This window comes from Flavobacterium sp. 28YEA47A (genome assembly GCF_041262125.1).
GTDB lineage: Bacteria > Bacteroidota > Bacteroidia > Flavobacteriales > Flavobacteriaceae > Flavobacterium.
This window is the reverse complement of the sequence record NZ_JBGCCI010000006.1, coordinates 151,418-177,481: the sequence shown is the minus strand read 5'-3', so window position 1 is coordinate 177,481 and position 26,064 is coordinate 151,418. Positions and strand designations below refer to the sequence as shown.

At 37.5% G+C, this 26,064-nt stretch carries 24 protein-coding genes; 5 read left to right on the top strand and 19 right to left on the bottom strand.

Features of this window, described 5'->3' with window-relative positions; all coding sequences use genetic code 11:
- Positions 1–92: 92 nt before the first annotated feature.
- The 10 genes from ABH942_RS10595 to ABH942_RS10550 all read right to left on the bottom strand — a co-directional run bounded on the left by ABH942_RS10595 (position 93) and on the right by ABH942_RS10550 (position 12,661).
- A complete protein-coding gene (locus tag ABH942_RS10595; RefSeq protein WP_370031773.1) occupies positions 93–4,127 on the bottom strand; it encodes a T9SS type A sorting domain-containing protein in 4,035 nt (1,344 codons plus the stop codon).
- A 210-nt stretch (positions 4,128–4,337) separates the two neighbouring features.
- Positions 4,338–5,531: an enoyl-ACP reductase FabV gene (fabV, locus tag ABH942_RS10590; RefSeq protein ID WP_370031771.1), complete on the bottom strand. Its 1,194-nt coding sequence runs from the start codon at positions 5,529–5,531 to the stop codon at positions 4,338–4,340.
- A gap of 65 nt (positions 5,532–5,596) precedes the next feature.
- Positions 5,597–7,249, bottom strand: a complete 1,653-nt coding sequence (recN, locus tag ABH942_RS10585) for a DNA repair protein RecN (RefSeq protein WP_370031769.1) — start codon at positions 7,247–7,249, stop codon at positions 5,597–5,599.
- Positions 7,250–7,330: 81 nt separating this feature from the next.
- On the bottom strand, positions 7,331–8,215 hold the full coding sequence (locus ABH942_RS10580) for a DUF4835 family protein (RefSeq protein ID WP_370031767.1): 885 nt from the start codon (positions 8,213–8,215) through the stop codon (positions 7,331–7,333).
- On the bottom strand, positions 8,208–9,416 hold the full coding sequence (gene coaBC / locus ABH942_RS10575; protein WP_370031765.1) for a bifunctional phosphopantothenoylcysteine decarboxylase/phosphopantothenate--cysteine ligase CoaBC: 1,209 nt from the start codon (positions 9,414–9,416) through the stop codon (positions 8,208–8,210). Before coaBC ends, ABH942_RS10580 begins: the two co-directional genes overlap by 8 nt.
- A 6-nt stretch (positions 9,417–9,422) precedes the next feature.
- Entirely contained in the window at positions 9,423–9,740 is a 318-nt protein-coding gene (locus ABH942_RS10570) for a DNA-directed RNA polymerase subunit omega (protein WP_139998330.1), read from the bottom strand.
- A gap of 9 nt (positions 9,741–9,749) precedes the next feature.
- Positions 9,750–10,556: an outer membrane protein assembly factor BamD gene (locus ABH942_RS10565; protein WP_370031763.1), complete on the bottom strand. Its 807-nt coding sequence runs from the start codon at positions 10,554–10,556 to the stop codon at positions 9,750–9,752.
- A gap of 173 nt (positions 10,557–10,729) precedes the next feature.
- Positions 10,730–11,239, bottom strand: a complete 510-nt coding sequence (locus tag ABH942_RS10560; protein WP_139998334.1) for a ferritin — start codon at positions 11,237–11,239, stop codon at positions 10,730–10,732.
- A gap of 20 nt (positions 11,240–11,259) precedes the next feature.
- Positions 11,260–12,141: a 4-hydroxy-tetrahydrodipicolinate synthase gene (dapA, locus tag ABH942_RS10555; protein WP_370031761.1), complete on the bottom strand. Its 882-nt coding sequence runs from the start codon at positions 12,139–12,141 to the stop codon at positions 11,260–11,262.
- Position 12,142: 1 nt separating this feature from the next.
- Positions 12,143–12,661, bottom strand: coding sequence for a hypothetical protein (locus ABH942_RS10550; RefSeq protein WP_370031759.1), 519 nt, complete (start codon positions 12,659–12,661; stop codon positions 12,143–12,145).
- Positions 12,662–12,710: 49 nt separating this feature from the next.
- Here ABH942_RS10550 and ABH942_RS10545 point away from each other — a divergent pair, with 49 nt between their 5' ends.
- A complete protein-coding gene (locus ABH942_RS10545; RefSeq protein ID WP_370031757.1) occupies positions 12,711–13,490 on the top strand; it encodes a 5'-nucleotidase C-terminal domain-containing protein in 780 nt (259 codons plus the stop codon).
- Between the two features lie 23 nt (positions 13,491–13,513).
- Positions 13,514–14,428, top strand: coding sequence for a bifunctional UDP-sugar hydrolase/5'-nucleotidase (locus ABH942_RS10540; RefSeq protein ID WP_370031755.1), 915 nt, complete (start codon positions 13,514–13,516; stop codon positions 14,426–14,428).
- Between the two features lie 122 nt (positions 14,429–14,550).
- Here ABH942_RS10540 and ligA read toward each other — a convergent pair whose 3' ends face one another.
- The 5 genes from ligA to rpsF all read right to left on the bottom strand — a co-directional run bounded on the left by ligA (position 14,551) and on the right by rpsF (position 18,343).
- Positions 14,551–16,551 (bottom strand): NAD-dependent DNA ligase LigA, encoded by a 2,001-nt coding sequence (gene ligA, locus ABH942_RS10535; protein WP_370031753.1) that lies wholly within the window; start codon positions 16,549–16,551, stop codon positions 14,551–14,553.
- 71 nt (positions 16,552–16,622) lie between these two features.
- On the bottom strand, positions 16,623–17,099 hold the full coding sequence (locus ABH942_RS10530) for a DUF6495 family protein (RefSeq protein WP_370031751.1): 477 nt from the start codon (positions 17,097–17,099) through the stop codon (positions 16,623–16,625).
- 96 nt (positions 17,100–17,195) lie between these two features.
- Complete coding sequence (gene rplI / locus ABH942_RS10525; RefSeq protein WP_370031750.1) at positions 17,196–17,636, bottom strand: 50S ribosomal protein L9; 441 nt, start codon at positions 17,634–17,636, stop codon at positions 17,196–17,198.
- Between the two features lie 63 nt (positions 17,637–17,699).
- Positions 17,700–17,996, bottom strand: coding sequence for a 30S ribosomal protein S18 (gene rpsR / locus ABH942_RS10520; protein WP_128390470.1), 297 nt, complete (start codon positions 17,994–17,996; stop codon positions 17,700–17,702).
- Between the two features lie 5 nt (positions 17,997–18,001).
- Complete coding sequence (gene rpsF, locus ABH942_RS10515) at positions 18,002–18,343, bottom strand: 30S ribosomal protein S6 (RefSeq protein WP_370031748.1); 342 nt, start codon at positions 18,341–18,343, stop codon at positions 18,002–18,004.
- Between the two features lie 174 nt (positions 18,344–18,517).
- On the opposite strand from rpsF, the gene ABH942_RS10510 reads away from it, so the two are divergent.
- A complete protein-coding gene (locus ABH942_RS10510; protein WP_056065783.1) occupies positions 18,518–19,213 on the top strand; it encodes a LytTR family DNA-binding domain-containing protein in 696 nt (231 codons plus the stop codon).
- On the opposite strand, the gene priA is transcribed toward ABH942_RS10510, so the two are convergent.
- From priA to nadC, 3 genes are all read right to left on the bottom strand, one after another.
- Positions 19,210–21,660 (bottom strand): primosomal protein N', encoded by a 2,451-nt coding sequence (gene priA / locus ABH942_RS10505; protein ID WP_370031746.1) that lies wholly within the window; start codon positions 21,658–21,660, stop codon positions 19,210–19,212. The genes ABH942_RS10510 and priA overlap by 4 nt on opposite strands.
- 236 nt (positions 21,661–21,896) lie before the next feature.
- On the bottom strand, positions 21,897–22,820 hold the full coding sequence (locus tag ABH942_RS10500; RefSeq protein WP_370031744.1) for a YihY/virulence factor BrkB family protein: 924 nt from the start codon (positions 22,818–22,820) through the stop codon (positions 21,897–21,899).
- Positions 22,821–22,830: 10 nt separating this feature from the next.
- Positions 22,831–23,688 carry a carboxylating nicotinate-nucleotide diphosphorylase gene (nadC, locus tag ABH942_RS10495; RefSeq protein WP_370031741.1) on the bottom strand — a complete coding sequence of 286 codons (858 nt, stop codon included), beginning with the start codon at positions 23,686–23,688 and terminating at the stop codon, positions 22,831–22,833.
- Between the two features lie 171 nt (positions 23,689–23,859).
- On the opposite strand from nadC, the gene rlmH reads away from it, so the two are divergent.
- Positions 23,860–24,333, top strand: coding sequence for a 23S rRNA (pseudouridine(1915)-N(3))-methyltransferase RlmH (rlmH, locus tag ABH942_RS10490; protein WP_370031739.1), 474 nt, complete (start codon positions 23,860–23,862; stop codon positions 24,331–24,333).
- A 192-nt stretch (positions 24,334–24,525) separates the two neighbouring features.
- On the opposite strand, the gene folP is transcribed toward rlmH, so the two are convergent.
- The gene (folP, locus tag ABH942_RS10485) at positions 24,526–25,347 is read right to left on the bottom strand and encodes a dihydropteroate synthase (protein WP_370031737.1); all 822 of its coding nucleotides are present in this window, start codon (positions 25,345–25,347) and stop codon (positions 24,526–24,528) included.
- A 127-nt stretch (positions 25,348–25,474) separates the two neighbouring features.
- Between folP and ABH942_RS10480 the strand changes: the two genes are divergently transcribed.
- On the top strand, positions 25,475–26,017 hold the full coding sequence (locus tag ABH942_RS10480; protein ID WP_370031735.1) for a DUF1599 domain-containing protein: 543 nt from the start codon (positions 25,475–25,477) through the stop codon (positions 26,015–26,017).
- The last annotated feature ends 47 nt before the right edge of the window (positions 26,018–26,064 follow it).

Here is a 26,064-nt window from a genome sequence, read left to right as displayed (position 1 = left end):
AAAAACACAAAAAAACGGCTATAAACCGTTTTTAAATAAAAAAATCCCAGCTACAAATACAGCTGGGATTATTATTGAAAAGTTATATCAAATTATTGTTTGATTACCTTAATTGTCTTAACCTGATTGTCTACAGTAACTTTTACTAAATAAGTTCCTCCAGCCAAGCTTGACATATCAACAGAAGCATCAGTAGCTCCGATTGTTTTTGAAATTACCTGCTGTCCAAGTAAATTAAAGACAGCTACATTAGAGATTTCTTGAGTGTATGACAAGTTCAATACGTCTACAACCGGGTTTGGATATGCTCTGAAATTAGCATCACCAAAGGTAGGAGTACTTAATGACGCATCATAAGCTGCAATTCTAAATTCACCTGTATTTGCAACAGCAGTACCATATCTCCAAACTCCGATATACAATGTTGCACCAGGAGTTTGGTTTGTTACAGTCAACATGGAGAAGTTACCATCTCCAGTATCGTCATCACATGATACTTCAGTTAATGAAGTACAAGTTCCGGAGAATACGCTTAAAACGCTATCTGTCATTGTAGATCCTGTTTGAGCTTTTGTTTCTATAGTCAAACGTCCGGAAGCCGGAACAACTACAGAGTACCATACATCTTCAGCGCGGTTCGTCTGACAAGCATATGTTAGTCCGGTTACAGTTGTTGCACCAGCTACGGTTCCAACAATAGCTCCAGTAGTAAAATCACCTGCAGGAGTCAATGCAATAGCACCAGAACAATTATCGTTAACAGGCACTACCGGAGGTGTTGAAACACATAAAGTAAACGCTGTTGACACAATAGGAAGTGCTGAATTTGTAAAAACTCTAGCATAATATACTGTTCCAGGTGTCAAGTTTGCAAAATTCAAAGTATTTCCTTCAGCACAACTTCCTGTTACTTCTACAAGAGATCCTGGAGTACCTGTGTACAATACTCCAACCATTGTAGTACCTGTTGCCGTTCCGGTAAATGTAAATCTAGCACGATTAACTGTTGGTGTAAATGTGTACCATACATCATCATTAAATCCAGCTGCACTACAAGCAGGAGCAGGCACAGCAGATTGGGTTGCACCAATAGTTGTACCGGCAGTTGTGGCAGTACAAGTTAATGCCGGGTTAATCGTCAAATTAACAGCGCCGCTTGGTTCATTATTAGCCGGTACCGCAGGAGCTGCCGAACTACCAATACAAACATCAAAAGTAGTAGAAGCATCTGTTGCAGTTCCGAAGCTGAAAATTCTAACATAATACGTTGCCCCAGGAGTTAAACCTGTATAAGTAGAAGTATTAGGGTCGCTAACATTCAAACTTACTAAACCGTTACAAGTTCCAGTCATAAGTTCATGTACCATATCGGTCTGATTTCCTACAACATTTGAAAGAGCAATTGTATGTGAACCCGTAGTAGCTACGAAAGTATACCATACGTCATCGTTTGGAGTTCCAGCTCCATTATCCGGCACGCCAGAATCTGTAGCAGACTGTAAAGTTCCTGAAGTTTTTACACCGCAAGCCAAATCAGCATTTACTGTCAAAGCAATAGCACCACTACAGTTATCGTTAGCAGGCGGGCCTGGCAAAGTTCCAATACATATATCAAATGTAGTAGTATTTGTAATTGCAGCTGTTGCAAGGCTAAATACTCTAACATAATAAGTAGATCCTGGAATCAAACCTGTTACAGTACTTGTATTAGGATCACTTACAATCAATGAGATCAAACCTCCTCCACAAGTTCCATCTAGTACTTCATGTACTAAATCTGTTGGAGTTCCTGCAACATTCGAAATAACAATTCTATGGGAAGTAGCTGTTGCTACGAATTTATACCAAACATCGTCATCTGGAACACCAGCTCCGTTATCGCCTTCTCCAGAATCTGTAGCTGACTGTAAAGTACCAGAAGTTTTTACACCGCAAGCTAAATTAGGGTTTACTGTTAAAGTCACAGCATTAATACAATCATCATTAGCCGGAGGTGGTGGGAAAGTACCAACACAAACATCAAATGATGTCGTAGCTCCCGTTGCAGCAGAATAACTGAAAATTCTTACATAATATGTATTTCCTGGTATCAGGTTAGTCAAATTACTTGTATCCGGATCGCTAATATTCAAACTGATTAGACCTCCACCACAATTTCCTTCCAATACTTCGTGTACTAAATCTGTTGGAGTTCCAGTAACGTTTGAAAGTGTAATTCTATGAGATGTAGCTGTAGCAACGAATTTATACCAAACATCATCATTTGGAGTACCTGCTCCGTTGTCTGGTTCACCAGAATCTGTTGCACCTAACAAAGTACCAGCTGTTTTCGCAGTACATGTGAAATTTGGATTTACCGTCAAAGTAACTGCATTTATACAGTCATCATTAGCCGGAGGATTAGGTAGTGTTTTAAAACTTCTTGTTGTCCATGCACTGAATTCTGTACCGCAATTATTTCTAACATGGAAATAATAAGTTGTATTTCCTGCTAAACCTGAAGCAGTATATGGTGCAGCTGTAATTGTAGTTCCTGCACCTGTTGGGTTTGTAGCAACCTGATCCAAAACATATTCATATCCTGCAGAACCGGTAACGGCATCCCAAGAAATAATCGCTCCAGCAGGTGTTATTCCTGTAACTCCAATATTTAAAGGAGCTTCACAGCTTGGAATCGCCTCAACTAAGAAATTATCAACATAAAAATTATAGTCTGGAATATCATCAATTGGGCCATCAGTTGCATAGAACGCAAATTTGGTATTTGCACCTACATAAGAAGGAAGGTTTGCAGAATATAAAGTTCTTTCATTGGTTGGAGAGTTCGTAGAATCCCAGGTATGAATTATTGTCCAGGTTACACCATTATCTTGTGATGCCAAGAAAACAACTTTATCGTCAGATACAATTTGAGCCGGGCCCGTGCCTGAATAGGCTGTTACACCAACATCAAATCTAACTCTGTAACCACCAGCACTCATATCGATTGGAGGAGAAATCAGCCAACCTTTTCTGTTAGAACTGTATAGGTTAACTCGGGCAGCACCAGTAGTTCCTACGTTTAAGAAACCACCTGCACCCCAGATACCTGCCGCAGTACCAGTTGGTCCGGTTAATTCATCACCAGCACCAGCTGTTGTCCAACATTGTGGAGGGAAAGTAGTACCATTAAAATCTTGAAGATATGTAGGAACATTCAAGCCACAAGCTGTTGTAAATGTAGTTCTAACCCAAGTACTCTTATCAGTAGGACCACAATTTGATCTTACCCAAACATAGTGTTGAGTAGCTGAAGGTAATCCTGTAAAACTTTTTGTTGTTACTCCTGCTGCTACAGATCCTGTTGGAGTAGCTGAAGGCAGTGGTGTAGTAGAAGATGTACTCAAATAGTACTCATAACCTTCTGAAGGAACAATTAAAGGAGCTGTCCAGTTAACTGTTGCACTGTTTGAAGTGACAGCTGTTGAAGTAACAGCTGTTGGCACGTTACATGATACAACAAAATCAAACGCAATCAAAGGTCTTCTATAATTTGTAGACGTCAAAGACGCTGGCAAAGTACCAGTAGTAACATTAGAATACTTAGTAGTATTAGAATTTGACTCATTAATACAAGGACCATAAAACTCATAGCTCCATGTAATTGAACTACTTGCCGTTGCGTTTGTATATTCCATAAAAACGGCTAAGTTTTGTGCTCCAGAATAGGTAAAAGTATTTGTAAAGGCAAAACTTTTCCATCCTGCTGAAGAACCAACTGCTGTTGCCGGGTTAGAATCATAAACCATTACAGCTCCGGTAGTAGCAGTTGCCCAATCTAATGCGTCAGATCCCCAATCTGAATTGGAAACCTCTTTCAAATAGATTTTAAAATTTGGAGTACCAGCCATAGTCCCACTTGCACTTACTCTTCTAAAATAAGCAGCATTAAGAACCTGACCTGCAATCCCGCTCAATTGTGACGCTGGGTAGATTACGGCCATACGACTTGTTGCATTAGCAGTTGTCGTACTGTACATGGGTCCGTAATTGACAGAATCCGTGTCTAAACAAGATGCTATTGTCCACGCCTGTCCATAGGACAAGACACTGACAAACAACATCAGCAATAACGTAATTTTTTTCATAAAAAAGTATAAATTGATTAACAGACTGCTAAAATAACAATTTTAAAAGACTAAAAAGTTAAAATTGAAGGAGTAGGTAAAAAAAGCAGAAACTAAATACAGTAAGATTAACCTTATAATACGCAAAAAGCCTGCATTAATGCAGGCTTTAAATTTTTATTTCATGACTATAATATATTTTTCTACTATAGTGTTAAAGTTTTGATTTAATTATTCTTTTATGCTTTCAATGGCTACCATTTCATTAGCATCAGCATTATAATCTACTCCTCCTATTTCAAATCCGAACAGATTATAAAAATCTTTTCTGTAACCTTCTAAATCTCCAATTTCTGAAAGATTCTCAGTAGTAGCTTTTTCCCATAACGCAGCTACCTTCTGCTGAATATCATCACGCATTTCCCAATCATCAATTCTGATTCTTCCCTTTTCATCAGTTGGAACCTCACCTCCTGCATACAGACGCTGTTGGTATAGTCTTTGGATTTGCTCAATAGTTCCTTCATGAATACCTTCTTCTTTCATCACTTTATATAGCAGGGAAATATATAGCGGAATAACCGGAATTGCAGAACTTGCCTGAGTTACCAATGCCTTATTTACAGAAACATAGGCTTTCCCTCCAATATCTTTTAGGCTCTCAGTAATCGAAAATGCCGTAGCTTCCAAATGGTCTTTTGCACGACCAATGGTTCCTTTACGATATACCGGCTCTGTTAATGATGGACCTATATACGAATAGGCAACCGTTACAGCTCCTGGAGCCAAAACACCAGCTTTCTTCATAGCTTCCATCCACATTGTCCAATCTTCACCTCCCATTACGGCAATAGTATTTTCAATATCGTCTTCCTTGCTTGGCTCAATCGAAATTTCTGAAACTTTTCCTGTGTGGAAATCCACCGTTTTATTAGAGAAAGTATTTCCTATTGGCTTCAAAACAGAACGATGCGTAATTCCTGTAACGGGATTAGTTCTTACCGGAGATGCCAAGCTGTAGATTACCAAATCAACCTGTCCTAAATCTTTTTTAATAAGTTCTATAGTCTGGTCTTTAACCTCATTAGAGAAGGCGTCTCCATTTATGCTTTTTGCATAAAGTCCTGCTTTGTGTGCTTCTGCTTCAAAAGCAGCTGAATTGTACCATCCTGGCGAAGCTGTTTTCCCTTCCATTGGCGGTTTTTCAAAAAACACTCCAATAGTAGCAGCATCCGAACCAAAAGCACTTGTAATTCTGGAAGCCAAACCAAATCCTGTAGAAGCACCGATTACCAATACTTTTTTAGCTCCGTCGATTTTACCTTTCGATTTTACATATTCTATTTGATTTTTAACGCTTTGCTCCGCTCCTTTCGGATGTGCTGTCAAGCAAATAAATCCTCTCATTCTTGGTTCTATAATCATAAAACAGTATTTATATTGTATAAATTATGTGTTAGTGTTTAGCTAAGCAAATATACCTTGTTTTTTTAGTTCAACAAGGCCTTGGCGTGATTTATGGCCGAATCGGAGATATCTTTTCCGGACAACATCTGTGCGATTTCAATGATTCTTTCGTCGGCAGAAAGCAGTTTAAGTTCTGATTGTGTCTGGTCGCCCACAACCGATTTGAATACTTTAAAGTGAGTGTTTCCTTTGGCTGCAATCTGTGGCAAATGTGTGATAGCAAATACCTGCATAGTCTTGCTCATTTCTTTCATGATTTCACCCATTTTATGAGCAATTTCTCCAGAAACACCGGTGTCAATTTCATCAAAGATAATGGTTGGTAATTTTTGGTATTGCGCAAGGATTGATTTTACAGCAAGCATAATTCTCGACATTTCTCCTCCTGAAGCTGTTTTTTTCAACAATCCAAAGTCGGAACCTTTATTAGCCGCAAACAGAAACTGTAAATCGTCTTTTCCGTTGGTATGGTAATTTTCTGACAGACTCACCTCTATTTTGAATCGGACATTTGGCATTCCTAATAATTCCAAAATGGCAACTAATTTTTCCGTCAGTACCGGAATTGCTTTTTGTCTTTTTCCGCTAATTACCTTGGCAATTACATCCAATTTGGATGCACTTTCGGTGATTTCCTTTTCTGCTTCTTCAATTTCATGTTGCAGGCTGTCAACAGAAATGACCTTTTTATCCAAGTCATTCTGTATCAGCAATAGTTCATCGACTGTTTTTACCTGATGTTTTTGCTGCAAATTATAAATTGCCTGTAATTTTTGGCTGACCAATTCCAACTGTCCAGGGTCACTCATTAGAGATTCCGCTTTTTGGTTCAGCTCTGAAACTACATCGTCAAGTTCAATGGATACGCTTGTTATTCTTTCAAATAGGGAATTATAGTCCGGAGAAAAAGACGCTATTTTTTGAAGTGATGCCCTAATTTCCTTAAGATTGTGCTGCACTCCAAATTGTTCTTCTTCTGCAATTGAAACGGCACGATCTAAATTTTCTTTAATTAGTTCAACGTTATTCAATTGTTCAAAAACACTTTCTAATTCTTCCTGTTCGCCAGATTTTAGTTTTGCAGCCAGTAATTCTTCTAAAAGAAACGAATTATAGTCTTGTTCTTTGGATGCTTCCTGGAGCCTGGACTGCAATGCCGTGAGATTACTCTTTAGATTGCGATATTTTTTTAACAGGGATTTGTATTCTGAAAGTTCCTCAGAATTTCCAGCCATCGAATCTATGATATCAAACTGGAAAGTTTCTTCTGAAAGTTCCTGAGTTTGATGTTGTGAATGGATATCGATCAAAAACTCTCCTAATTCCTGGAGCTCCTGAAGGTTTACAGGACTGTCATTGACAAAGGCCCTGGATTTTCCGGAAGGAAGGATTTCTCTCCTGATAATGGTTTCTTTTTCGAAATCTAAATCATTAGCATCAAAAAAGGATTCCAGATTGTAGCGTGCTATATTAAATTGTGCCTCTATGACACATTTTTCTTCTTTATTTTTTAATGAACTTAAGTCGGCTCTTTTACCCAAAACCAATCCTAAGGCTCCTAGAAGTATTGATTTACCTGCTCCTGTTTCTCCTGTAATTATTGAGAAATTTTCTGAAAAATCAATATCGAGTTTTTCAATCAGTGCAAAATTCTTTATGGATAGTGACGTCAGCAATGCCTTTACGTTTAAAGATAGTGATAAATTATGAACCGCTTGGATGCAAAAGCTATTGTATAAACCGCTTCGATTTTAAGGTTAAAATTTGATTTTTCCCCATTTACTGGAATTCAGCGGAGAAATTCTGTTCAGGTTTTCAACTAAATCTGCAATTGCAATAGATGGGCCTCCTGTATAAATCGAAACAATTTCGTCTGACTTGGCGTCAAAAAACACACGCGTCAGCAATGCATTTGGACGGATATCATATATTTGAGCCAAAGTTTTTACGGAGTTTTTGATATTTTCCTTACCTCTTTTCAAATCATCGCTCATCAAATCAATTCCTGTTGAATGGTATTGGTATAGGGCTTCTCTGTAAGGTGCAAAAGTATTCGACATCAGGTCTGTAATCAGGAAATATCTCGAAACATTCCCATCTGCCTGATTCCATCCTTTAGAACCTCCTTGCTGGGCTAAAATTGCCACATTTTGAGCCAACTCATAATATTGTGTTCCCCCTTTTGGTGAAAAAGTATCAGCATCCATTCCCATAATAATATAACTGTAGAATGCAATCACAGACACCAGATTGGAGTCATAGCTGTTTGGGTTAAAAATCAGGTTTTCAAACTCAACATATCTGAAATTAAAGTCTTTATCATTAAAGTTGAAAACCGGAGAAGAATACATAGAATTATAACCAGGACGAGAAGATTGTACCTGGATTGTTGCCGAAAACTGATCAGAACTGTATCCTGAAACGTTAATAAACATCGTCGATTCAATTCTTTCATTCTCAGCAAATACCTGATTTGTCCAACGCGTCTTATTCACGAATTCATTTAGTGAACGTTCCAGTGTTTTAAAAATCTGTGTATTGGCATTCGTGATTCGGTCATAGTTTATTTTTACGGTACATCTCAACTCTTGAGCTTGGATAGATCCGGCAGCGAACAACAAAAACAATAATATCTTACGCATAAAAATGTTGTATTACTTTATTTAAAATATCTTCGGCCACAGCTTCTTTTGTTTTCAAAGGCATAGGCTCAATTTCAAAATTCTTGTCGATAAAGGTAATTTTATTTGTCGATTTTCCAAAACCGGCTCCTTCATCCTGCAATGAATTGAGAACAATCAAATCTAGGTTTTTTTTCTGGATTTTCAATTTTGCATTTTCAATTTCATTCTCCGTTTCTAATGCAAATCCAATCAGAAATTGTTTTTGTTTTACTTTTCCTAAAGAAGCCAGAATGTCTTGTGTTTTTTCCAATTCGATGGTAAAGGCATCTTCTGTCTTTTTTATTTTTTGTGCGGCCGGAAACTTGGGTCTGTAATCTGCAACGGCAGCAGCAGCTATTGCTGCATCAACATCTCCAAAGTAACGGTGCGCAGCCTCGTACATTTCTTGTGCCGAAGTCACGTTGATCAGATTGATTCCCGATTTTTTAGGCTTTAGATGAGTTGGCCCTGAAATCAGAATCACTTCAGCTCCTAATCCAGCAGCATGTTCTGCGATGTCAAATCCCATTTTACCGGAAGAATGATTTCCTATAAAACGCACAGGATCTATTGCTTCGTATGTTGGCCCGGCTGTAACCAGTATTTTTTTTCCTTTTAGCGGTAATTTGCTTGCTATATCAGCTTCGAGAAAGGCAATAATATTTTCAGGCTCGGCCATTCTTCCTTCTCCGGAAAGTCCGCTTGCCAGTTCTCCAGATTCCGCAGGAATCATGATATTACCAAACTGTTGTAATAATTTAAAACTCGCTAAGGTTGAAGGATGCTTGTACATGTCCAAATCCATTGCAGGAGCAAAATAAACCGGACATTTAGCAGAAAGATAGGTTGCTATCAAAAGGTTATCGCAGGTGCCATTTGCCATTTTAGACAATGTATTTGCAGTAGCCGGAGCAACCAGCATCAAATCAGCCCAAAGACCTAATTCGACATGATTATTCCAGACGGCTTCTTCATCATCATTATAAAAAGTGGAATGTACCGGATTTTTAGAAAGTGTGGAAAGTGTGAGCGGTGTCACAAAATCCTTAGAAGCAGGTGTCATGACCACTTGGACATCGGCACCTGCTTTTATGAATAATCTTACTAGCGAGGCTGTTTTATATGCGGCAATCCCACCGGAAACTCCCAGCACTATTTTTTTACCACTTAAAACAGACATCGTAAATTATTTAGTAGTATCTCTGTGATAGATTTTACCTTCAAGCCATTCCTGTACAGCTAGAGCGTGTGGTTTTGGCAATTTTTCGTAGAATTTTGAAACTTCGATTTGTTCTTTGTTTTCAAAAATTTCTTCTAAGCTGTCATTATAGGTAGCAAACTCTTCCAATTTCTCTGTCAATTCTTTTTTGATTTCAGAATTGATTTGGTTTGCTCTTTTAGCCATAATCGTAATCGCTTCGTACACATTACCTGTCGGTTCCTCAATCATCGTCTTATTGTAAGTAACTGTGTTTACAGGAGCATTAGTCTTTTTTAAATCCATGACTTTTATTTAATTAGAAAATTGTTGTAATTCTTTCTCGATTCTTGCCAGTTTTTCATCGACTTCTTTTTTATATGATGTCGATGCATTGAATTTGATAAGGGTAGCATAGGATGCTTTTGCCAAATTCAATCTTTCTTTCTTCTTGTATTCCACACTATTGATTGCCAGAATATAGGCTGAATCAAATCGGTAATACAAAGCCTGTTCCTTGAACGGCGTTCCCGGATAGTCAGCAATAAAATTATCCAATGCTTTTATTGCAGCAGAATAATCTCTTGTATAACCTCCTATTGTATGATACTGTCTTGCATTCTCGAATGCTTTTTTCTCCAATTTTTCACGTAATGATTTTACAATTTCGTTTGCTTTTGGTAGAAATTCCGAATTCGGATAATTATTGATAAATGTTTGCAGCTTATCGATTGCCTTGTCTGTTTCACCTTGATCTAAAGAATATCTCGGTGATAGTTTAGAATAGCTTTCAGCACTCAAATAAGCCGCTTCTTCTGCCTTTTCGCTCTTAGGATAACTGGAAGTAAAACTTTCGAACTGATAGGCTGCAAGATAATGCTGTTTTGTTTTATAATACGATTGCCCAAACATATAGAACATCTTTTCTGCAGCTGGCTTACCTCTGTATGATGGCGCTATCTGTTCAAAAAGACGTATTGCTTTTGTATATTTTCCAGCGTCATACATTTTTGAAGCGATGTCATATTTTACAGCGATATCCTCTGATTTCAAAGCTTTTTGGTAAGGACTGCATGAAGCAAAAGCAACCGCAATTATAAGTAAGCAAAATATTCTATTCATTTTCAAGATTGTATTTACTGATTTCAAGCTGTTTGAGGTCTCCTAAAAATCAACCGCAAATTTAGTTATTAATTATAGATTAAAAAAACATTTTTTCAAGCCCTCTAAAAGACTCAAAAATAAAAAAGATGTCAAATAAATTATGACACCTTTTTAACGATTAAATTCTGTATTTATTTTGCAGTTGTAACCGGACTTGTAAAGTTCTTCATTTCATTGTCGAACAAATACAAACCTCCTTTATCATCACCAATCAGATTGATCTTATCCAGGATGTAACGTGCATTTGCCTCTTCTTCAATTTGCTCAGCTACATACCATTGTAAAAAGTTGTGCGTAGCATAATCTCTTTCATCCAAAGCAATACCTACAAGGTCATTGATGCTTTCCGAAACTTTGATTTCATGTTCCAATAATTGTTTGAAAAGAACTTTATAGCTTGACAAATCAAGTACCGGTTCCACAATTGAAGATATTTTAGCCTGACCGCCTCTTTGGTTGATGTATTTTACCAATTTCAGCATGTGCATTCTTTCCTCTTCGGATTGTGCAAACATAAAAGTTGATATTCCTTCAAATCCCTGGACTTCTGCCCAAGATGCCATAGCCAGATATACTTGCGACGAATCGCCTTCTATCTTAATCTGACGGTTTAGTGCTTCTTCTATTGATTTTGATAACATAATCTTAGGTTTTAAAGTAACTAAAGTACTGTTTTCTTAACAAATTGCTCAATTCTGCCTGCTAAATCTTCGTTAACATTGACTAATGGCAAACGTACTGTATTTTCTGACAATCCCAAAGTTTTAAAGATTTCTTTAACACCTGCCGGGTTTCCTTGCTCAAAAATCATGTCGATTGAGTCGGCAATCTGATAGTGTAACTTATAGGCTTCATCCACTTTTCGCTCCAATCCTAAACGCACCATTTCTGAAAATTGTTTTGGAAATCCTTCCGCAATTACAGAGATTACTCCTGCCCCACCAGCCAAAACCATTGGAAGCGTTACCATATCATCTCCGGAAATCACCAGAAAATCTTTTGGTGCGCCCTGAATCAGCTTCATAGCCTGTACAATATCGCCGGCAGCTTCTTTTATCGCTACTACATTTTTAAAATCATTTGCCAAACGAATTACGGTCGATGGCAATACATTGCTCGCAGTTCTTCCCGGAACATTATACAAAATCACCGGAAGTGGCGAAGCTTCGGCAATTGCTTTGAAATGTTGGTAAATACCTTCCTGTGTTGGCTTGTTATAGTATGGAGAAACCGAAAGTACAGCCGTAAAGCCTGTAAAATCTCTGGTTTTTAGCTCTTCAACAACTTCTGCAGTATTATTACCTCCAACACCCAAAACCAGCGGCAATCTGCCGTTATTAGTCTCCATTATGGTTTTGATGACTAATTCTTTTTCTTCTTTTTTTAATGTTGCCGGTTCTCCGGTTGTTCCTAAAACTACCATATAATCAATTCCGTTATCGATCTGGTAGTTTACGATTCTTTTTAAAGCCTCGACATCAACAGAAAAATCTTTTTTGAAAGGTGTGACAAGCGCTACGCCCGTCCCTATAAGTGACTGCATATTATATTTTGTTTAGTATTTTTAAATATTTAAATAGTTCGAAAACAAAAACCTTATAGTTTTCAGCATTTGTATTAATCATAAAATGATTCAGCCTTTTATCGATTGTAGAAAATCCCACCTTAAAATTAGCTTTTGACTTAAAAGTCGTAATCATCAAAGGTGCTTTTTCAGTATCATAATAGCTAATCAGCATGTCAAACTTCTTATCGGCAAACTCTTTTACATTTTTGTTTTCCAGTGTTCCTTTCCAGCTCAAATCTTTATGGCTAAAACTTGGATAATTTACGGTTTCTTTTTTCTTGAAACGGTCTTTATATAATAATATCTGGATGTTCTCTCTTTTGATTCCGTTTGCTAAAAGTTCTTCTATCAGATTTACCTTGTCTTCAAAATAGGTCTTATCAATTAACAACCCGACAGTTGTTATTCTTTCTTCCGATGGGTTTCCCTTTACGTGCAGGGAACTATTTTTTAATGTTCTTTTTGCAGAAAAATTCTTGAAAAAATTTAAAAACATAGTACTTTTACTTGTGATTACAAATTTAATTAAATAAGCCGTATTTCAGATGCTAAAACAAAAAAACTATAACGCTGCACTGGCACAATTTGTTTCAATCCTAACATTATTTCTGGCAATTTCCTGCTCGACCCAAAAGCCTTATGTTTCAAAGATTGAAGGAAAGCAGATTGGCATCACAAACACCAACCCGCAAACTCCTGCTATCGAAGAATTTATAAAACCGTATCGGGAAAATATTGATAAGGATATGAACCAGATTTTAGCCTATGCTCCCGAAACATTAGACAAAAGTAAAGGCGAATGGCAGACTACTATTGGTAGCTTACAGGCAGATATAACGCTTGCAACCGCTAACAAATTATTCCTGAAACGAGAAAATAAATCGGTAGATATCTGCCTGTTGAATCATGGCGGTATCCGAAGCATGATTTCTAAAGGAAATGTAACTACCCGCACCGCTTTTGAATTGATGCCTTTTGAAAACGAATTGGTTGTTGTTGCCTTAAAAGGTCCACAGATTATAGAAATGGTCAATTATTTGATTACTGAAAAGAAGCCGCATCCACTTGCAGGCATGGAAATCGTATTAAACAAAGATGCTTCTTCTTATAAAAGCATTACTATACAGGGAAAACCTTTGGATCTCAACAAAACTTATTATGTAGCCACCAACGATTATCTTTATAATGGCGGCGATAGCATGAATTTCTTCAAAAAAGGAACCATGACTTCCTTAGATTACAAACTCCGCAATGTCTGGATTGATTACTTCAAAGAAACAGACACGATTCCGGTACCAAGAAACAAAAGGATTATTGTTGAGTAATCAGAAAGCCTAAAAGACACAAAATGAAAAGAAGAGATTTTATACAAAAAACAGTAGCTGGTTCGGCCTTACTAACGGTTGGCGGATTATCATTAAGCAGTTTTAATACACTTGACAAAAAGCATATTACCATATTGCATACGAATGATGTTCACAGCCATATTGATCCGTTTCCGCCAACCGATGCCAAAAACCCTAATATGGGCGGTGTTTCCAGACGTGCCAGCCTGATTGAAAGCATCCGTAAGGAAAATCCAAACGTTTTGCTTTTGGATGCCGGCGATATATTCCAGGGAACACCCTACTTCAATTACTATGGTGGTGAATTGGAATTTAAGTTGATGAGCATGATGAAATATGATCTTGCCACTATGGGAAATCATGATTTTGACAACGGAATTGATGGTTTCTATTCGCAATTGCACAATGCAAAGTTTGATTTTGTAAGTGCCAATTATGATTTTAAAAATACTATACTGGAAGGCGTTGTTAGGCCTTATAAGGTTTTTGTCAAAGACGGTATCAGGATTGGTGTTTTTGGATTGGGTGTTGAATTAGACGGCTTGGTAGACAAGAAGAATTACAAAGAAACAGTCTATAATGATCCGGTTTCTGTATCGCAGGATATGACACGCATTTTAAAGACACAGGAGAGATGCGATCTTATTATCTGCCTGTCGCATATTGGATATGCTTATAAAAACGATCCAGACAAGATTTCCGACTTAAAATTAGCTGCCGCCACAAGAGACATCGATTTAATTATTGGAGGACATACACATACTTTTCTGGACAGGCCTACGATTGTAAAAAATCTGGATGGTATTGACACTTTGGTGAATCAGGTAGGTTGTTATGGCATTAATTTGGGAAGAATTGATTTTTATTTTGATACGGATAAAAATAAGATCCATAGCGGAAGAACTATTGTGGTTTAATCTTTTTTTGAATGTAGATACAATTTTGAACGCGGATAGACGCGGATATCGCAGATTAAAAAGCCATTAAAATTAAAATTTTAATGGCTTTTTTGTTTTGTATCGGTTTTCAGACTGATATTTTATTCTCCCAGCATTGCGACAAAATCATCTTCTGAGATGATTGGAACATTCAGTTTATTGGCTTTTTCCAGTTTAGCCGGTCCCATATTATCGCCAGCGACTACATAGTCTGTCTTGGCAGAAATAGAGCTTCCTACTTTCCCTCCATTATCTTCAATTGATTTTTTTAGATCATCACGTGAGAATTTTTCAAATACTCCTGAAACCACAAAGGTTTTTCCTGACAGTTTATCTGTTGCATCCGGATTAAAAACGGTTTTAGCTTCGAGCTGGACACCATAATCACGTAATCTCTGGATAATGATTCGGTTTTCAGGATTCTCGAAAAATTCAATTACACTTTGCGCTATACGTTCACCGATTTCATCTACTAAAACCAGGTCCATCAGGCTGGCATTGCTCAGGTTATCGATATTTTGGTAGTGTTTTGCCAATTTTTTTGCAACGGTTTCGCCCACATAGCGAATTCCAAGAGCAAACAAAACCCTTTCAAAAGGAACTTCTTTGGATTTTTCAATTCCGTTAACCAGATTTTCTGCTGATTTTTGCGCCATCCTTTCCAGAGGAATGACTTGTTCAACAGTAAGATCATACAGGTCAGCATAATTCTGCACCAGATTGTTATTAAAAAGCAATGCTACCGTTTCTCCACCAAGCCCTTCAATATCCATTGCTTTTCTGGAAATATAATGCTGGATTCTTCCTATGATTTGCGGCGGACATCCGTAAAAATTCGGGCAATAATGCTGGGCTTCACCTTCTTTCCTGATTAATTCAGTCTGGCATTCAGGGCAATTTGTAATATAGACTGTCGGTAATAAATCCAAAGAGCGTTTTGTAAAGTCTACACCTATAATCTTTGGAATGATCTCTCCTCCTTTTTCTACAAAAACTTCATCACCAACGCGGATATCAAGTTTTTCAATCTGATCTGCATTGTGCAATGAGGCTCTTTTTACGATGGTTCCTGCCAATTGTACCGGTTCGAGATTGGCTACCGGAGTAATTGCTCCAGTACGCCCTACCTGATAGGAAATAGAATTCAGATGGGTAGAAACCTGCTCTGCCTTAAATTTATAAGCTATCGCCCAACGTGGCGATTTGGAAGTATAGCCTAATTCATCCTGATAATGCAGGTTGTTAACTTTTACAACTACACCATCGGTTTCATAAGGCAAGTCATGACGATGGATATTCCAATAATCGATAAAGTCAAAAACTTCATCAATGCTTTTTACCAGCCTGGCTTCTTTAGGTACTTTAAAACCAAAACTTCTGGCTTTTTCCAGGCTTTCAAAATGGGTTGAAAATTTAACATCGTTGCCAATAAAAGTATATAAAAGGCAATCTAAAGGTCGTTTTGACACTTCAGTACTGTCTTGCAATTTCAAGCTACCTGAAGCTGTATTTCTTGGGTTTGAATAAGGTGTTTCGCCTATTTCTATCAATTCCTGATTCATTTTGGCAAAACCTTCGAGCGGCAATATGATTTCGCCACGAATTTCAAAGCTATCCGGATAATTGCCTTTTAGCTGCAACGGAACAGATCGGATTGTCTTGACATTATTAGTCACATCGTCCCCCTGGAATCCGTCACCACGTGTTACAGCGCGTTTTAGCTTACCGTGCTCGTAAGTCATGGAAATAGAAGCTCCGTCATATTTCAGCTCACAGGTGTATTCTAACGGAACATCACCTAATATTTTTTGGATTCTTTTTTCCCAATCCAAAACATCTTCTTTTGAATAGGAATTATCCAAAGAATACATTCGGTTCTTATGGGTAATGGTTTCAAAGTTTTTGGTAATCATCCCGCCTACGCGCTGCGTTGGGGAATTTTCGTCAAAAAACTCAGGATGTTTGCTTTCAAGCTCCTGGAGTTCTTTTAGTTTTGTATCAAAATCATAATCAGAAATTGTGGGATTATCCAAAACATAATAATTGTAATTATGCTGATTTAATTCGTCCCGCAACGATTGGATGGTACTCTGAATATCCATAAAAAAAATTGGCTAGTTTAGTTCTGTAAACAGAGCACTAAAATAACCAATTTTCAATAAATATTACGATTTTATGACGACTGAATTATACCATTGATTTGCAAATATAACTGTCCGTCGCTTAGTATAGCGCCTTGTTGGATCAGATTGAAAATCGCATCGTTTCTTTCTTCTTCATATTCCTTCTGCCCTATCTTGATTTCTACCGTTTCAGTAAACATATTGTCACTCAGCCATTGCAATCCTTCTCTAGTCATAAAATCGACATCAGGAGCAAGCGCTTTAAGCACAATCGATTTGATTACTTTTTCCTGACAATGGAAAAGGAAAATATAGTTTTTAGAAAAGTGCTCCAAATAGTGAGCACCGGTCAAAACACCTTCCCAAATCAGGTCAGAAAACACATCCAATTCCTGTTCTGCAACTTCCGGTTTTTCAGCCTTGATAGCATCCCATTCGTTCTTATCGATTGACTGTGTCGCCAGGAAATTAGCAAATTCCTGGTGAAGTGCTTCAAACTGTTCTTTTGTTAATCTTTTGTATTTCATCTTTTATGCTTTATGCTATAAACTAAAGGCCATAGGCATTTTATAAAAAAAAATCCCGACTTTCATCGGGACTTTTATATTTCAGTATTGAAAATACTATTTTTCAGCTACGATTTCGTAAGGCAAATCTACGATAACTTCTCTGTGTAATCTAACAGTAGCACTGTATTTACCAGTACGCTTAACGATTCCAGAAGTAATGAATTTTCTGTCGATTGTTTGACCTTGCTTCTCCAAAGCATCAGCGATGTCGATGTTAGTGATAGAACCGAAAAGTTTTTCACCACCAGCTTTAGCTGAAATTTTGATTTCAAGAGCTTTTAATGCCTCAGCCAATTTCTTAGCGTCATCAACAATTTTAGCTTCTTTGTGAGCTTTTTGTTTTAGGTTTTCAGCCAATACTTTTTTCGCAGAAGGAGTTGCCATATGAGCAAATCCTTGTGGGATTAAAAAGTTACGTCCGTATCCGTTTTTCACAGTTACGATATCATCTTTAAAACCTAAGTTTTGAACGTCTTTTTTTAAGATAAGTTCCATGTTGTTGTCCTTAATTTGTAGAAGTTAGGTTTCGTTACTCAGAAACCAACAACTGTGTTTTTACTATTTTAATAAATCGGCCACGTATGGCATTAAAGCTAAATGTCTTGCTCTTTTAACAGCTACAGACACTTTTCTTTGGTATTTCAATGAAGTTCCAGTTAAACGACGTGGAAGGATTTTCCCTTGCTCGTTTACGAATTTCAATAAGAAATCTGGATCTTTATAATCGATATATTTGATACCTGATTTTTTGAAACGGCAATACTTTTTAGTTTTGTTTGTTTCAATATTCAAAGGCGTAAGATATCTGATATCTCCGTCTTTTTTTCCTTTTGCTGATTGTTCAATCGTAGACATAATAATTACGCTTTAGATGCTTTAAGTTTTTCTCTTCTTCTTTCTGCCCAAGAAATTGCATGTTTGTCAAGACTTACAGTCAAGAAACGCATTATTCTTTCGTCACGTCTGAATTCAGTTTCGAAAGCAATTAATACTTCAGGAGCTACTTTGAATTCAAATAGGTGGTAAAAGCCACTTTTTTTGTGTTGGATTTCGTAAGCCATCTTTTTTAGGCCCCAATCCTCTTTTGATACCATCTCTGCACCTCTGGAAGTAAGAAAATCTTCGAATTTGCTTACTGTTTCCTTTACCTGTACTTCAGATAAAACGGGATTCAAGATGAAAACAGTTTCATAGTGATTCATAATACAATGATTTTATTTGTTATAAAATTGGGTGCAAAAGTAACTATTTATTTTTAATCCGCAAGTGAAAATCCATTATATTCGATGAATTACAAAAAAATGCGGAAAATATTGTTTTTTAATAAAAAAATTGTTCTACATTTATCGTACCCAATCTATAAATTCTGATTTATTATGAAATTGAATTGTGTTGTAGTAGATGACAGTGCCATACAAAGAATGACGGTGACCAAATTGGTTGCGAATCATCCGAACCTGAATTTGGTGGGCGATTTTTCCAATGCCATTGAAACTAAAAATTGCCTTACCAATAAAGAAGTAGACCTTATTTTTTTAGATATAGAAATGCCCGTGATTAATGGATTTGATTTGCTTGACGGATTGAAAGTAAAACCGCAGATTATTTTTATTACATCTAAGGCGGAATATGCTGTCAAAGCATTTGATTATGATGCAACAGATTATCTTCAGAAACCTATTTCACCGCAACGATTCAATGCTGCCGTAAAAAGAGCAATGGATCTTTATTTGTTACGCAAAGAAAATATCGACGAGGATAGCGAGCATATTTTTATCAAGAGCAATCTAAAAAAACTAAAAATCTTTACTTCTAAAATCAAATGGATCGAGGCTTATGGTGATTACGTAAAAGTAGTCACTGAAGATGAAAACCATCTGGTATTGTCAACCATGAAGTCTTTTGAGAACGATTTGTCAAAAGAACGCTTTATTCGTGTGCATAAATCGTTTATCATCAATATTGACAAAGTAGATAAGTTCAACAGCAAGTTTGCTGAAATTGGCGTAACTAAAATTCCTTTGAGTAGGAATAAAAAAGAGGACCTGGTAAAAGCCCTGGCTTCCGCTTAATAAAAATCAACATTTGCAGCCACTTTAATTGGCCTGTATTGCGATACCGCTTCAAAACTATTCAGTATTTTCTGGATAGTTTTTTTTGTGCTTCCCAGCGGCTGATTTTGAGGAATCTTAATTAGTATTGTACGGATGTACTCGTTTCTGATTCTACTTATTGCCGGTTCTTCCGGGCCCAATACCGGCATATTGAGATTTTGGCTCATGACCTGGTACAGCCACATGGAACCGTCTTTTAGTTTTTCAAAATCACGATGTTTTAGCGTAATCTTGATAAGACGGAAATACGGCGGGTATTTAAAAATATGTCGGTCGTATAACTGCTCTTTATACATGCCGATATAATCGTTGTTCGTAACCTGTTGTATTGTATTGTGGTTCGGGTTATACGTCTGGATAACAACCTTGCCTCTTTTTCCGGAACGCCCTGCCCTGCCCGATACCTGCGTCATCATCTGGTAGCTTCTTTCAAAAGCACGGAAATCCGGATGATACAGCATATTATCGGCATTCATGATGCCTACCAACGAAACATTATCAAAGTCCAAACCTTTGGCAAGCATTTGTGTTCCTACCAAAATATCTATTTCCCGATTCTTAAAACTGTCCAATATCTTCTCATAGCCATATTTGCCACGAGTGGTATCCTGATCCATTCGGGCTGCTTTTTTATTAGGAAACAAACCGGCCAGTTCCATTTCAATTTGTTCCGTGCCAAATCCTTTTGTGGTAAGGTCAACACTTGAACAGTTATGGCAACGCGTAGGTTTTGCCATAGCATAGCCGCAATAATGGCATCGCAATTGGTTTTTATGCTTATGATAGGTCAGGCTAACATCACATTGCGGGCATTCAGGAACATGACCGCAAGTCATACATTCCAATACAGGCGAATAGCCACGACGGTTTTGAAACAGTATTACCTGTTCACCTAACGCCAACGCTTCTGCCATGTTTTCCAGCAGCGTATCGCTAAAATGGCCTTTCATCCTTTTTCTAAAATATTTGTCTTTAAGGTCGACCAATTCAATTTCGGGTAGCATTACATTCCCAAAGCGTTCGGTAATTTCCACCAAACCATATTTACCGCCTGATGCATTAAAATAGGTTTCCAGACTTGGCGTGGCAGAACCTAAAAGCACTTTAGCTTTGTAATAGTTTGCCAAAACGATTGCCGCATCGCGGGCGTGGTATCTTGGAGCCGGATCGTATTGCTTGAACGTCTGCTCATGTTCTTCGTCAATAATAACAAGTCCCAAATCATGAAACGGCAGAAACAGTGCAGACCTGGCTCCTATTACAATCTTTGCTTTTGGTGAATTTTCTAATACTTGTTTCCATACTTCCACACGTTCGTTATTGGTGTATTTGGAATGGAATACGGCGACCTGGTTCCCAAAATGGGCTGTCAATCTGCCGACTAATTGTGTTGTTAGTGCAATTTCCGGCAATAAATACAATACCTGTCTGCCGGTAGCGATATGGCTTTCAATCAGCCGTATATAGATTTCAGTCTTGCCGCTGGAAGTTACGCCATGCAACAAGCACACTTCTTTTTCTTCAAAAGCGCTTGAAATTTCATCGAACGCTTTTTGTTGGGCAGTACTTAGTTGGAGGTTATTTTCTTTTTGGTTTTTATCAAAAGAAACACGGTCTTCCTGTATGTAGTATTCTTCAAAAATAGCTTTGTCTACCAATGCCTTTACCACAGTAGATGTAGCTTGGGAATGTTCTAAAAGCTGTTTTACAGAAATTGGTTTTTGCTGAGAAGCATTGAGTTGAAAATAACTCAATAGAATTTCTTTTTGTTTTTTAGCGTTTTTTAGTTCGTCCAGCAAGGCAACCAAATTGGCTTCTTCAACATAATTTTGATGCAAACGGATATAGCGTGTGAGCTTTGGTTTGTATAACTCTACTACTTCTTCCTGAACAGCCAGTATTTTTTTGTCGATGAGTTTTTGGATTGTTGGGAAAACATTTTTCTTGCCCAATAAGGCTACAATATCCAATACTTTAAGTGAGCTTTGGTGCTGTAAGGCTTCATAAATAAGGAACTCATCGTCTGAAAGCTGCGTCTCGTCTACTTCGGTTTCTTTTTTTTGTGATATGATGGTTTCGCTTTCTAACAGCAAAGCCGAAGGCATGGCTCCACGATATACATCACCAATGGCACACATATAATACGAGGCAATCCATTGCCAATGGGCAATCTGGATTTCGGTTACGACCGGAATTTCATCTAAAATCTGATGGATTTCTTTGGCTTCGTATAGAGCAGGTTCATTTTGATGCAACTCTATAGCCAATGCCGTATATACCTTGCTTTTGCCAAATGGCACTGCAATACGCATTCCTTTTTGAATGTAATTGTATTCTGTTTCTGAAACCCTATAGGTAAAAGTTTTAGATAAAGACAGAGGAAGAATGACTTCTACAAAATACATTTAAAGGCTGTTTGGTTTTTACAAAGATAAGGGTTTGCCGGAATACTTTTATATTCAAAAATTAAAAGGATTTTTTAGACCAATAAGAATACTCGCGACACTTTAGAACCTTAATCTCTTAGAGCCTTAAAATTAAACGCTGATTATATGGATTTTGCTGATTTCCGCTGATTTTTCAAATTAGCACAAACAAAACTTAGAACCTTAGCAACTTAGTCCCTTAGAACCTAAAAAAATCAATTAAACAAATTCTTCCTCTTTAACCTATTAATCGCTCCATTTAACTCAAAGCCCAACAAAAGAATCATACAATTCAGCCAGATATAAATCATCAGAATCAGAAGCGTTCCGATAGAGCCGTATAGTTCGTTGTATTTTGCAAAACGCACTACATAAATCCCGAATACAAAGGAGGTCAGGATAATCAAAATGGTTGTAAAAACAGAGCCTATGCTAAAAAAGGAATGGCGTCGGGTTTGTTTGGTTCCGAATTTAAAGAGTATGGAAGTAGCAGTCAGGATCATTAATCCGACGAATACAAAACGTCCGATACTGACAAAATTGATATTTTCAAACAGACCTTCGCTTTTCATGCGCTGTATGATATATTCAAAAACAACAATCGCAGAAACGGTTACAATTAATAAGACCGACAATATAATGGCTATACCTAAAGCTACGGCATACTGCCTAAAAAAACCACGAGTAACGGTAATATGTCTTGAAATTTCAAAACCTCCCAAAATGGCATTGACACCATTTGCCATCAAAAAGATAGAAAGCAGGAAACCCGAGGAAAGCAATCCTTTATAACTATTGTTTAAAATGTCATTGATGATTTGGTAGATAGCCTCATAGGTATTTGGTGGTACGCTTTCTTCTACGAATTTCAGGAAATCGGCTTGAAATCCTTCAATGGGAATGTATGGGATTAGGTTTAGGATAAATAAGGCAAATGGAAAGAGCGCCATAAAAAAGCTAAAGGCAATGGCACTCGCCCTATACGAAAACGCTCCTTTGGCAATTCCGATAAAATAGAGTTCAAGCAGATCGTAAAACGACAATCCTTCAAGCCACGGCAGCTTGATACGCTGCGTGAGATGCATTAGCGAACGAATTACGGGAATTTTTTCGAGCTTGTCTTCTATTATCTTTGTCACCCTGTTTGTTTTAGATGGCTTTTAGGCTAAGATCCATATTATAGACTGAATGGGTCAACGCTCCGGATGAGATATAATCTACTCCGCATTCTGCATAATATCGGATGGTTTTCTCATTGATATTTCCTGAAGATTCCGTCTGACATTGGTCACCGATTAAATCTACGGCAGTACGGGTCATATCATAATCAAAATTGTCGAGCAATATTCTGTACACGTTATCCGATTGCAGGATTTCACGCACTTCCTCTAAATTTCTTGCTTCGACTATTATTTTCAGGTCTAAATTGTTTTGTTTTAGGTAGTCGTTCGTTTTTTGGATGGCTTTAGTAATTCCTCCGGCAAAATCGATATGGTTGTCTTTTAGCATAACCATATCATACAATGCAAAACGGTGGTTTTCTCCTCCTCCTATTTTCACTGCCCATTTTTCAATAGCACGGATACCAGGTGTTGTTTTTCTGGTGTCAAGGACTTTGGTTTTTGTTCCTTCCAAAAGATGTGCAAAGGATTGGGTTTTGGTTGCTATGGCAGACATACGCTGCATGGCGTTTAATACCAAACGTTCTGATTTTAGTATGGATTGCGAACTTCCGCTAACATGAAAGACAACATCTCCATATTTTACAGGAGTTCCATCTTGAATAAATGTTTCTACTTTTAGGTCTTTATCCACATAGTGGAAAATCATTTTGGCAAATTCTACTCCGGCAATGATACCTTCGTCTTTTACCAAAAGTTTGGCTTTTCCTTGTGCTGTTGCTGGAATACAGGCTAATGAGCTATGATCGCCATCGCCTACATCTTCGCGTATTCCGTTTTCTATAATTAGTCTTAATTCGTTCTGAAACTGTGCTTCTGAAATCATCTTGCAATTTTAATTGAAGCTAAATTAATAAAATCTTTAGACTTGGATGCTGTTTGCTTTATTTAATTGCCCGCAATTTACTGGGTTTTCTATTTTTTGAATTCCTGATGAGATAGGCTTATCTTTGCCTCGCAACACTTAGAAACTTAGTGATTAAAATCTTAGTAAAAAATGAACATCAAACTTATCGCCATTGGCAAGACCGACAATAAATCGTTACAGACGCTGATTGATGATTATCAAAAGCGATTGTCTTTCTATATTAAGTTTGAGTTGGATATTATTCCGGATATCAAAAATGTAAAGAATCTTTCAGAAGCACAGCAAAAGGAAAAGGAAGGCGAATTGATTTTATCAAAATTGGCCGCAACGGACCAGCTTGTGTTACTGGATGAAAATGGCAAGAGTTTTTCGAGTGTTGGGTTTTCTGAAGAATTGCAGAAGAAAATGAACTCAGGCATCAAGACTTTGGTTTTTGTTATTGGCGGTCCTTATGGTTTTTCGGATGCGGTATATGCAAAGGCTCAGGGAAAGATTTCGCTATCGGCTATGACTTTTTCCCATCAGATGGTTCGTTTGTTTTTTATTGAGCAGTTGTATAGAGGTTTTACTATTTTGAGGAATGAACCATATCATCACCAATAGTTGATAGTTGATAAGGGATAGTTTTTAGTTGGGCTTGCGGTATAAACAAATTCATTTATAGAACTAGATTTCTCTAAAATCAAAAATCTTAAATCAAAAATTCTCTGAAGCAAACACTTCTTATCCGAACCCACTAATAACTAAAGACTATCCCTTATCAACTAACAACTGCTATAAACTATCCACTATCAACTAAAAACTATTGACTGCTTGATAGATTTTGATGCTTTCAACGGCTTCTTTTACATCGTGAACTCGCAATATTTTAGCACCTTTAAGTAGGGAAATTGTATTGAGGACTGTGGTTCCGTTGAGGGATTCCTGGGGCGTTGTTCCTAGTGTTTTGTATATCATGGATTTTCTGGAAATGCCTGATAGGATTGGCAGTTCGAGCATTTGGAACAGTTCGAGTTTGTTCATTACTTCAAAATTCTGTTCGGTTGTTTTTGCAAAACCAAAACCGGGATCAATAATGATGTCGTTAATGCCAAGGCTACGGGCGTGGTTTACTTTTTCTGAGAAGTAATAGAGCATGTCTTTAATAATGTCGCCGTATTGCGTCAGGCTTTGCATCGTTTTCGGATTGCCACGCATGTGCATCATGATGTAAGGTACGTTGTATTTCGCAACAGTTTCCATCATTTTGTCATCTAATCCGCCGGCAGCAATGTCATTGATGATGGCGGCTCCATGTTCGATTGCCGCTTTGGCAACTTCACTACGGAATGTATCGACAGAGATAATGATTTCCGGAAAAACTTTTATCAACAGGTCGATTACCGGAATAATCCGCCCTATTTCTTCTGCTTCGGAAACAAATTCGGCATTGGGTTTTGAAGAATAGGCTCCAATATCAATAAAAGTAGCGCCTTCATCAAGCATCTGTTTTACTTTATCTATAATGACCTGTTCGCTGTCGTTTTTTCCGCCATCGTAAAAAGAATCGGGAGTAATATTCAATATTCCCATTACTTTGGGAGTTGTGAGGTCGATAAGCGTTCCTTTGCAGTTCATTTGCCTGGTTCTCGTCTTTATAATTTTTGTAGGATTGGAAAATTGTCCATTGCAAGGCTTTTTGCTTTTCGCCCTAAACCTTTTTTCACTATTTTTGGACAAATTTCATACAAAGATACATCAAATAATGAATAGTACTTCTCAAGAGTTTGACCGCATAATAGGCATTTGCCGTACTTTATATATCAATAAAATGCAGGATTATGGTAGTGCATGGCGCATCTTGCGATTGCCATCGTTAACCGACCAGATTTTTATCAAGGCGCAACGAATCCGAAGCCTTCAGGAAAACGATGTCCGTAAGGTGGATGAAGATGAAACAGGAGAGTTTATCGGGATTATCAACTATTCTATAATGGCACTAATCCAGCTTGATTTGGGCGTAGTTGACCAGCCGGATTTAGACACTGCAAAAGCTACGCAGCTTTATGATGAAAAGGTGGCGTTGACAAAAGCACTTATGGAAGCCAAAAACCACGATTATGGCGAAGCCTGGCGCGATATGAGAGTAAGCTCTCTTACTGATTTGATCTTGCAGAAATTATTGCGTGTAAAGCAGATTGAAGACAACAAAGGAAAGACAATTGTTTCTGAAGGTATTGATGCAAACTATCAGGATATGATTAATTATTCTGTTTTTGCCTTGATCCTGATGGGTTTTGCCAAATAACAACTCATTAACAAATTAGACATATCATTAGCTTTATTTTTGAGAAA

What these genes read in the sequence shown, in the direction of transcription:
- priA (WP_370031746.1), bottom strand. Translation starts at nt 21,660, where the DNA reads ATGTATTTTGTAGAAGTCATTCTTCCTCTGTCTTTATCTAAAACTTTT.
- ABH942_RS10570 (WP_139998330.1), bottom strand. Translation starts at nt 9,740, where the DNA reads ATGGATTTAAAAAAGACTAATGCTCCTGTAAACACAGTTACTTACAAT.
- ABH942_RS10595 (WP_370031773.1), bottom strand. Translation starts at nt 4,127, where the DNA reads ATGAAAAAAATTACGTTATTGCTGATGTTGTTTGTCAGTGTCTTGTCC.
- ABH942_RS10530 (WP_370031751.1), bottom strand. Translation starts at nt 17,099, where the DNA reads ATGAAATACAAAAGATTAACAAAAGAACAGTTTGAAGCACTTCACCAG.
- folP (WP_370031737.1), bottom strand. Translation starts at nt 25,347, where the DNA reads ATGAACTGCAAAGGAACGCTTATCGACCTCACAACTCCCAAAGTAATG.
- ABH942_RS10540 (WP_370031755.1), top strand. Translation starts at nt 13,514, where the DNA reads ATGAAAAGAAGAGATTTTATACAAAAAACAGTAGCTGGTTCGGCCTTA.
- ligA (WP_370031753.1), bottom strand. Translation starts at nt 16,551, where the DNA reads ATGGATATTCAGAGTACCATCCAATCGTTGCGGGACGAATTAAATCAG.
- rpsR (WP_128390470.1), bottom strand. Translation starts at nt 17,996, where the DNA reads ATGTCTACGATTGAACAATCAGCAAAAGGAAAAAAAGACGGAGATATC.
- ABH942_RS10510 (WP_056065783.1), top strand. Translation starts at nt 18,518, where the DNA reads ATGAAATTGAATTGTGTTGTAGTAGATGACAGTGCCATACAAAGAATG.
- ABH942_RS10545 (WP_370031757.1), top strand. Translation starts at nt 12,711, where the DNA reads ATGCTAAAACAAAAAAACTATAACGCTGCACTGGCACAATTTGTTTCA.
- ABH942_RS10580 (WP_370031767.1), bottom strand. Translation starts at nt 8,215, where the DNA reads ATGCGTAAGATATTATTGTTTTTGTTGTTCGCTGCCGGATCTATCCAA.
- dapA (WP_370031761.1), bottom strand. Translation starts at nt 12,141, where the DNA reads ATGCAGTCACTTATAGGGACGGGCGTAGCGCTTGTCACACCTTTCAAA.
- ABH942_RS10565 (WP_370031763.1), bottom strand. Translation starts at nt 10,556, where the DNA reads ATGAATAGAATATTTTGCTTACTTATAATTGCGGTTGCTTTTGCTTCA.
- ABH942_RS10480 (WP_370031735.1), top strand. Translation starts at nt 25,475, where the DNA reads ATGAATAGTACTTCTCAAGAGTTTGACCGCATAATAGGCATTTGCCGT.
- rlmH (WP_370031739.1), top strand. Translation starts at nt 23,860, where the DNA reads ATGAACATCAAACTTATCGCCATTGGCAAGACCGACAATAAATCGTTA.
- fabV (WP_370031771.1), bottom strand. Translation starts at nt 5,531, where the DNA reads ATGATTATAGAACCAAGAATGAGAGGATTTATTTGCTTGACAGCACAT.
- ABH942_RS10560 (WP_139998334.1), bottom strand. Translation starts at nt 11,239, where the DNA reads ATGTTATCAAAATCAATAGAAGAAGCACTAAACCGTCAGATTAAGATA.
- coaBC (WP_370031765.1), bottom strand. Translation starts at nt 9,416, where the DNA reads ATGTCTGTTTTAAGTGGTAAAAAAATAGTGCTGGGAGTTTCCGGTGGG.
- nadC (WP_370031741.1), bottom strand. Translation starts at nt 23,688, where the DNA reads ATGATTTCAGAAGCACAGTTTCAGAACGAATTAAGACTAATTATAGAA.
- rpsF (WP_370031748.1), bottom strand. Translation starts at nt 18,343, where the DNA reads ATGAATCACTATGAAACTGTTTTCATCTTGAATCCCGTTTTATCTGAA.
- ABH942_RS10550 (WP_370031759.1), bottom strand. Translation starts at nt 12,661, where the DNA reads ATGTTTTTAAATTTTTTCAAGAATTTTTCTGCAAAAAGAACATTAAAA.
- rplI (WP_370031750.1), bottom strand. Translation starts at nt 17,636, where the DNA reads ATGGAACTTATCTTAAAAAAAGACGTTCAAAACTTAGGTTTTAAAGAT.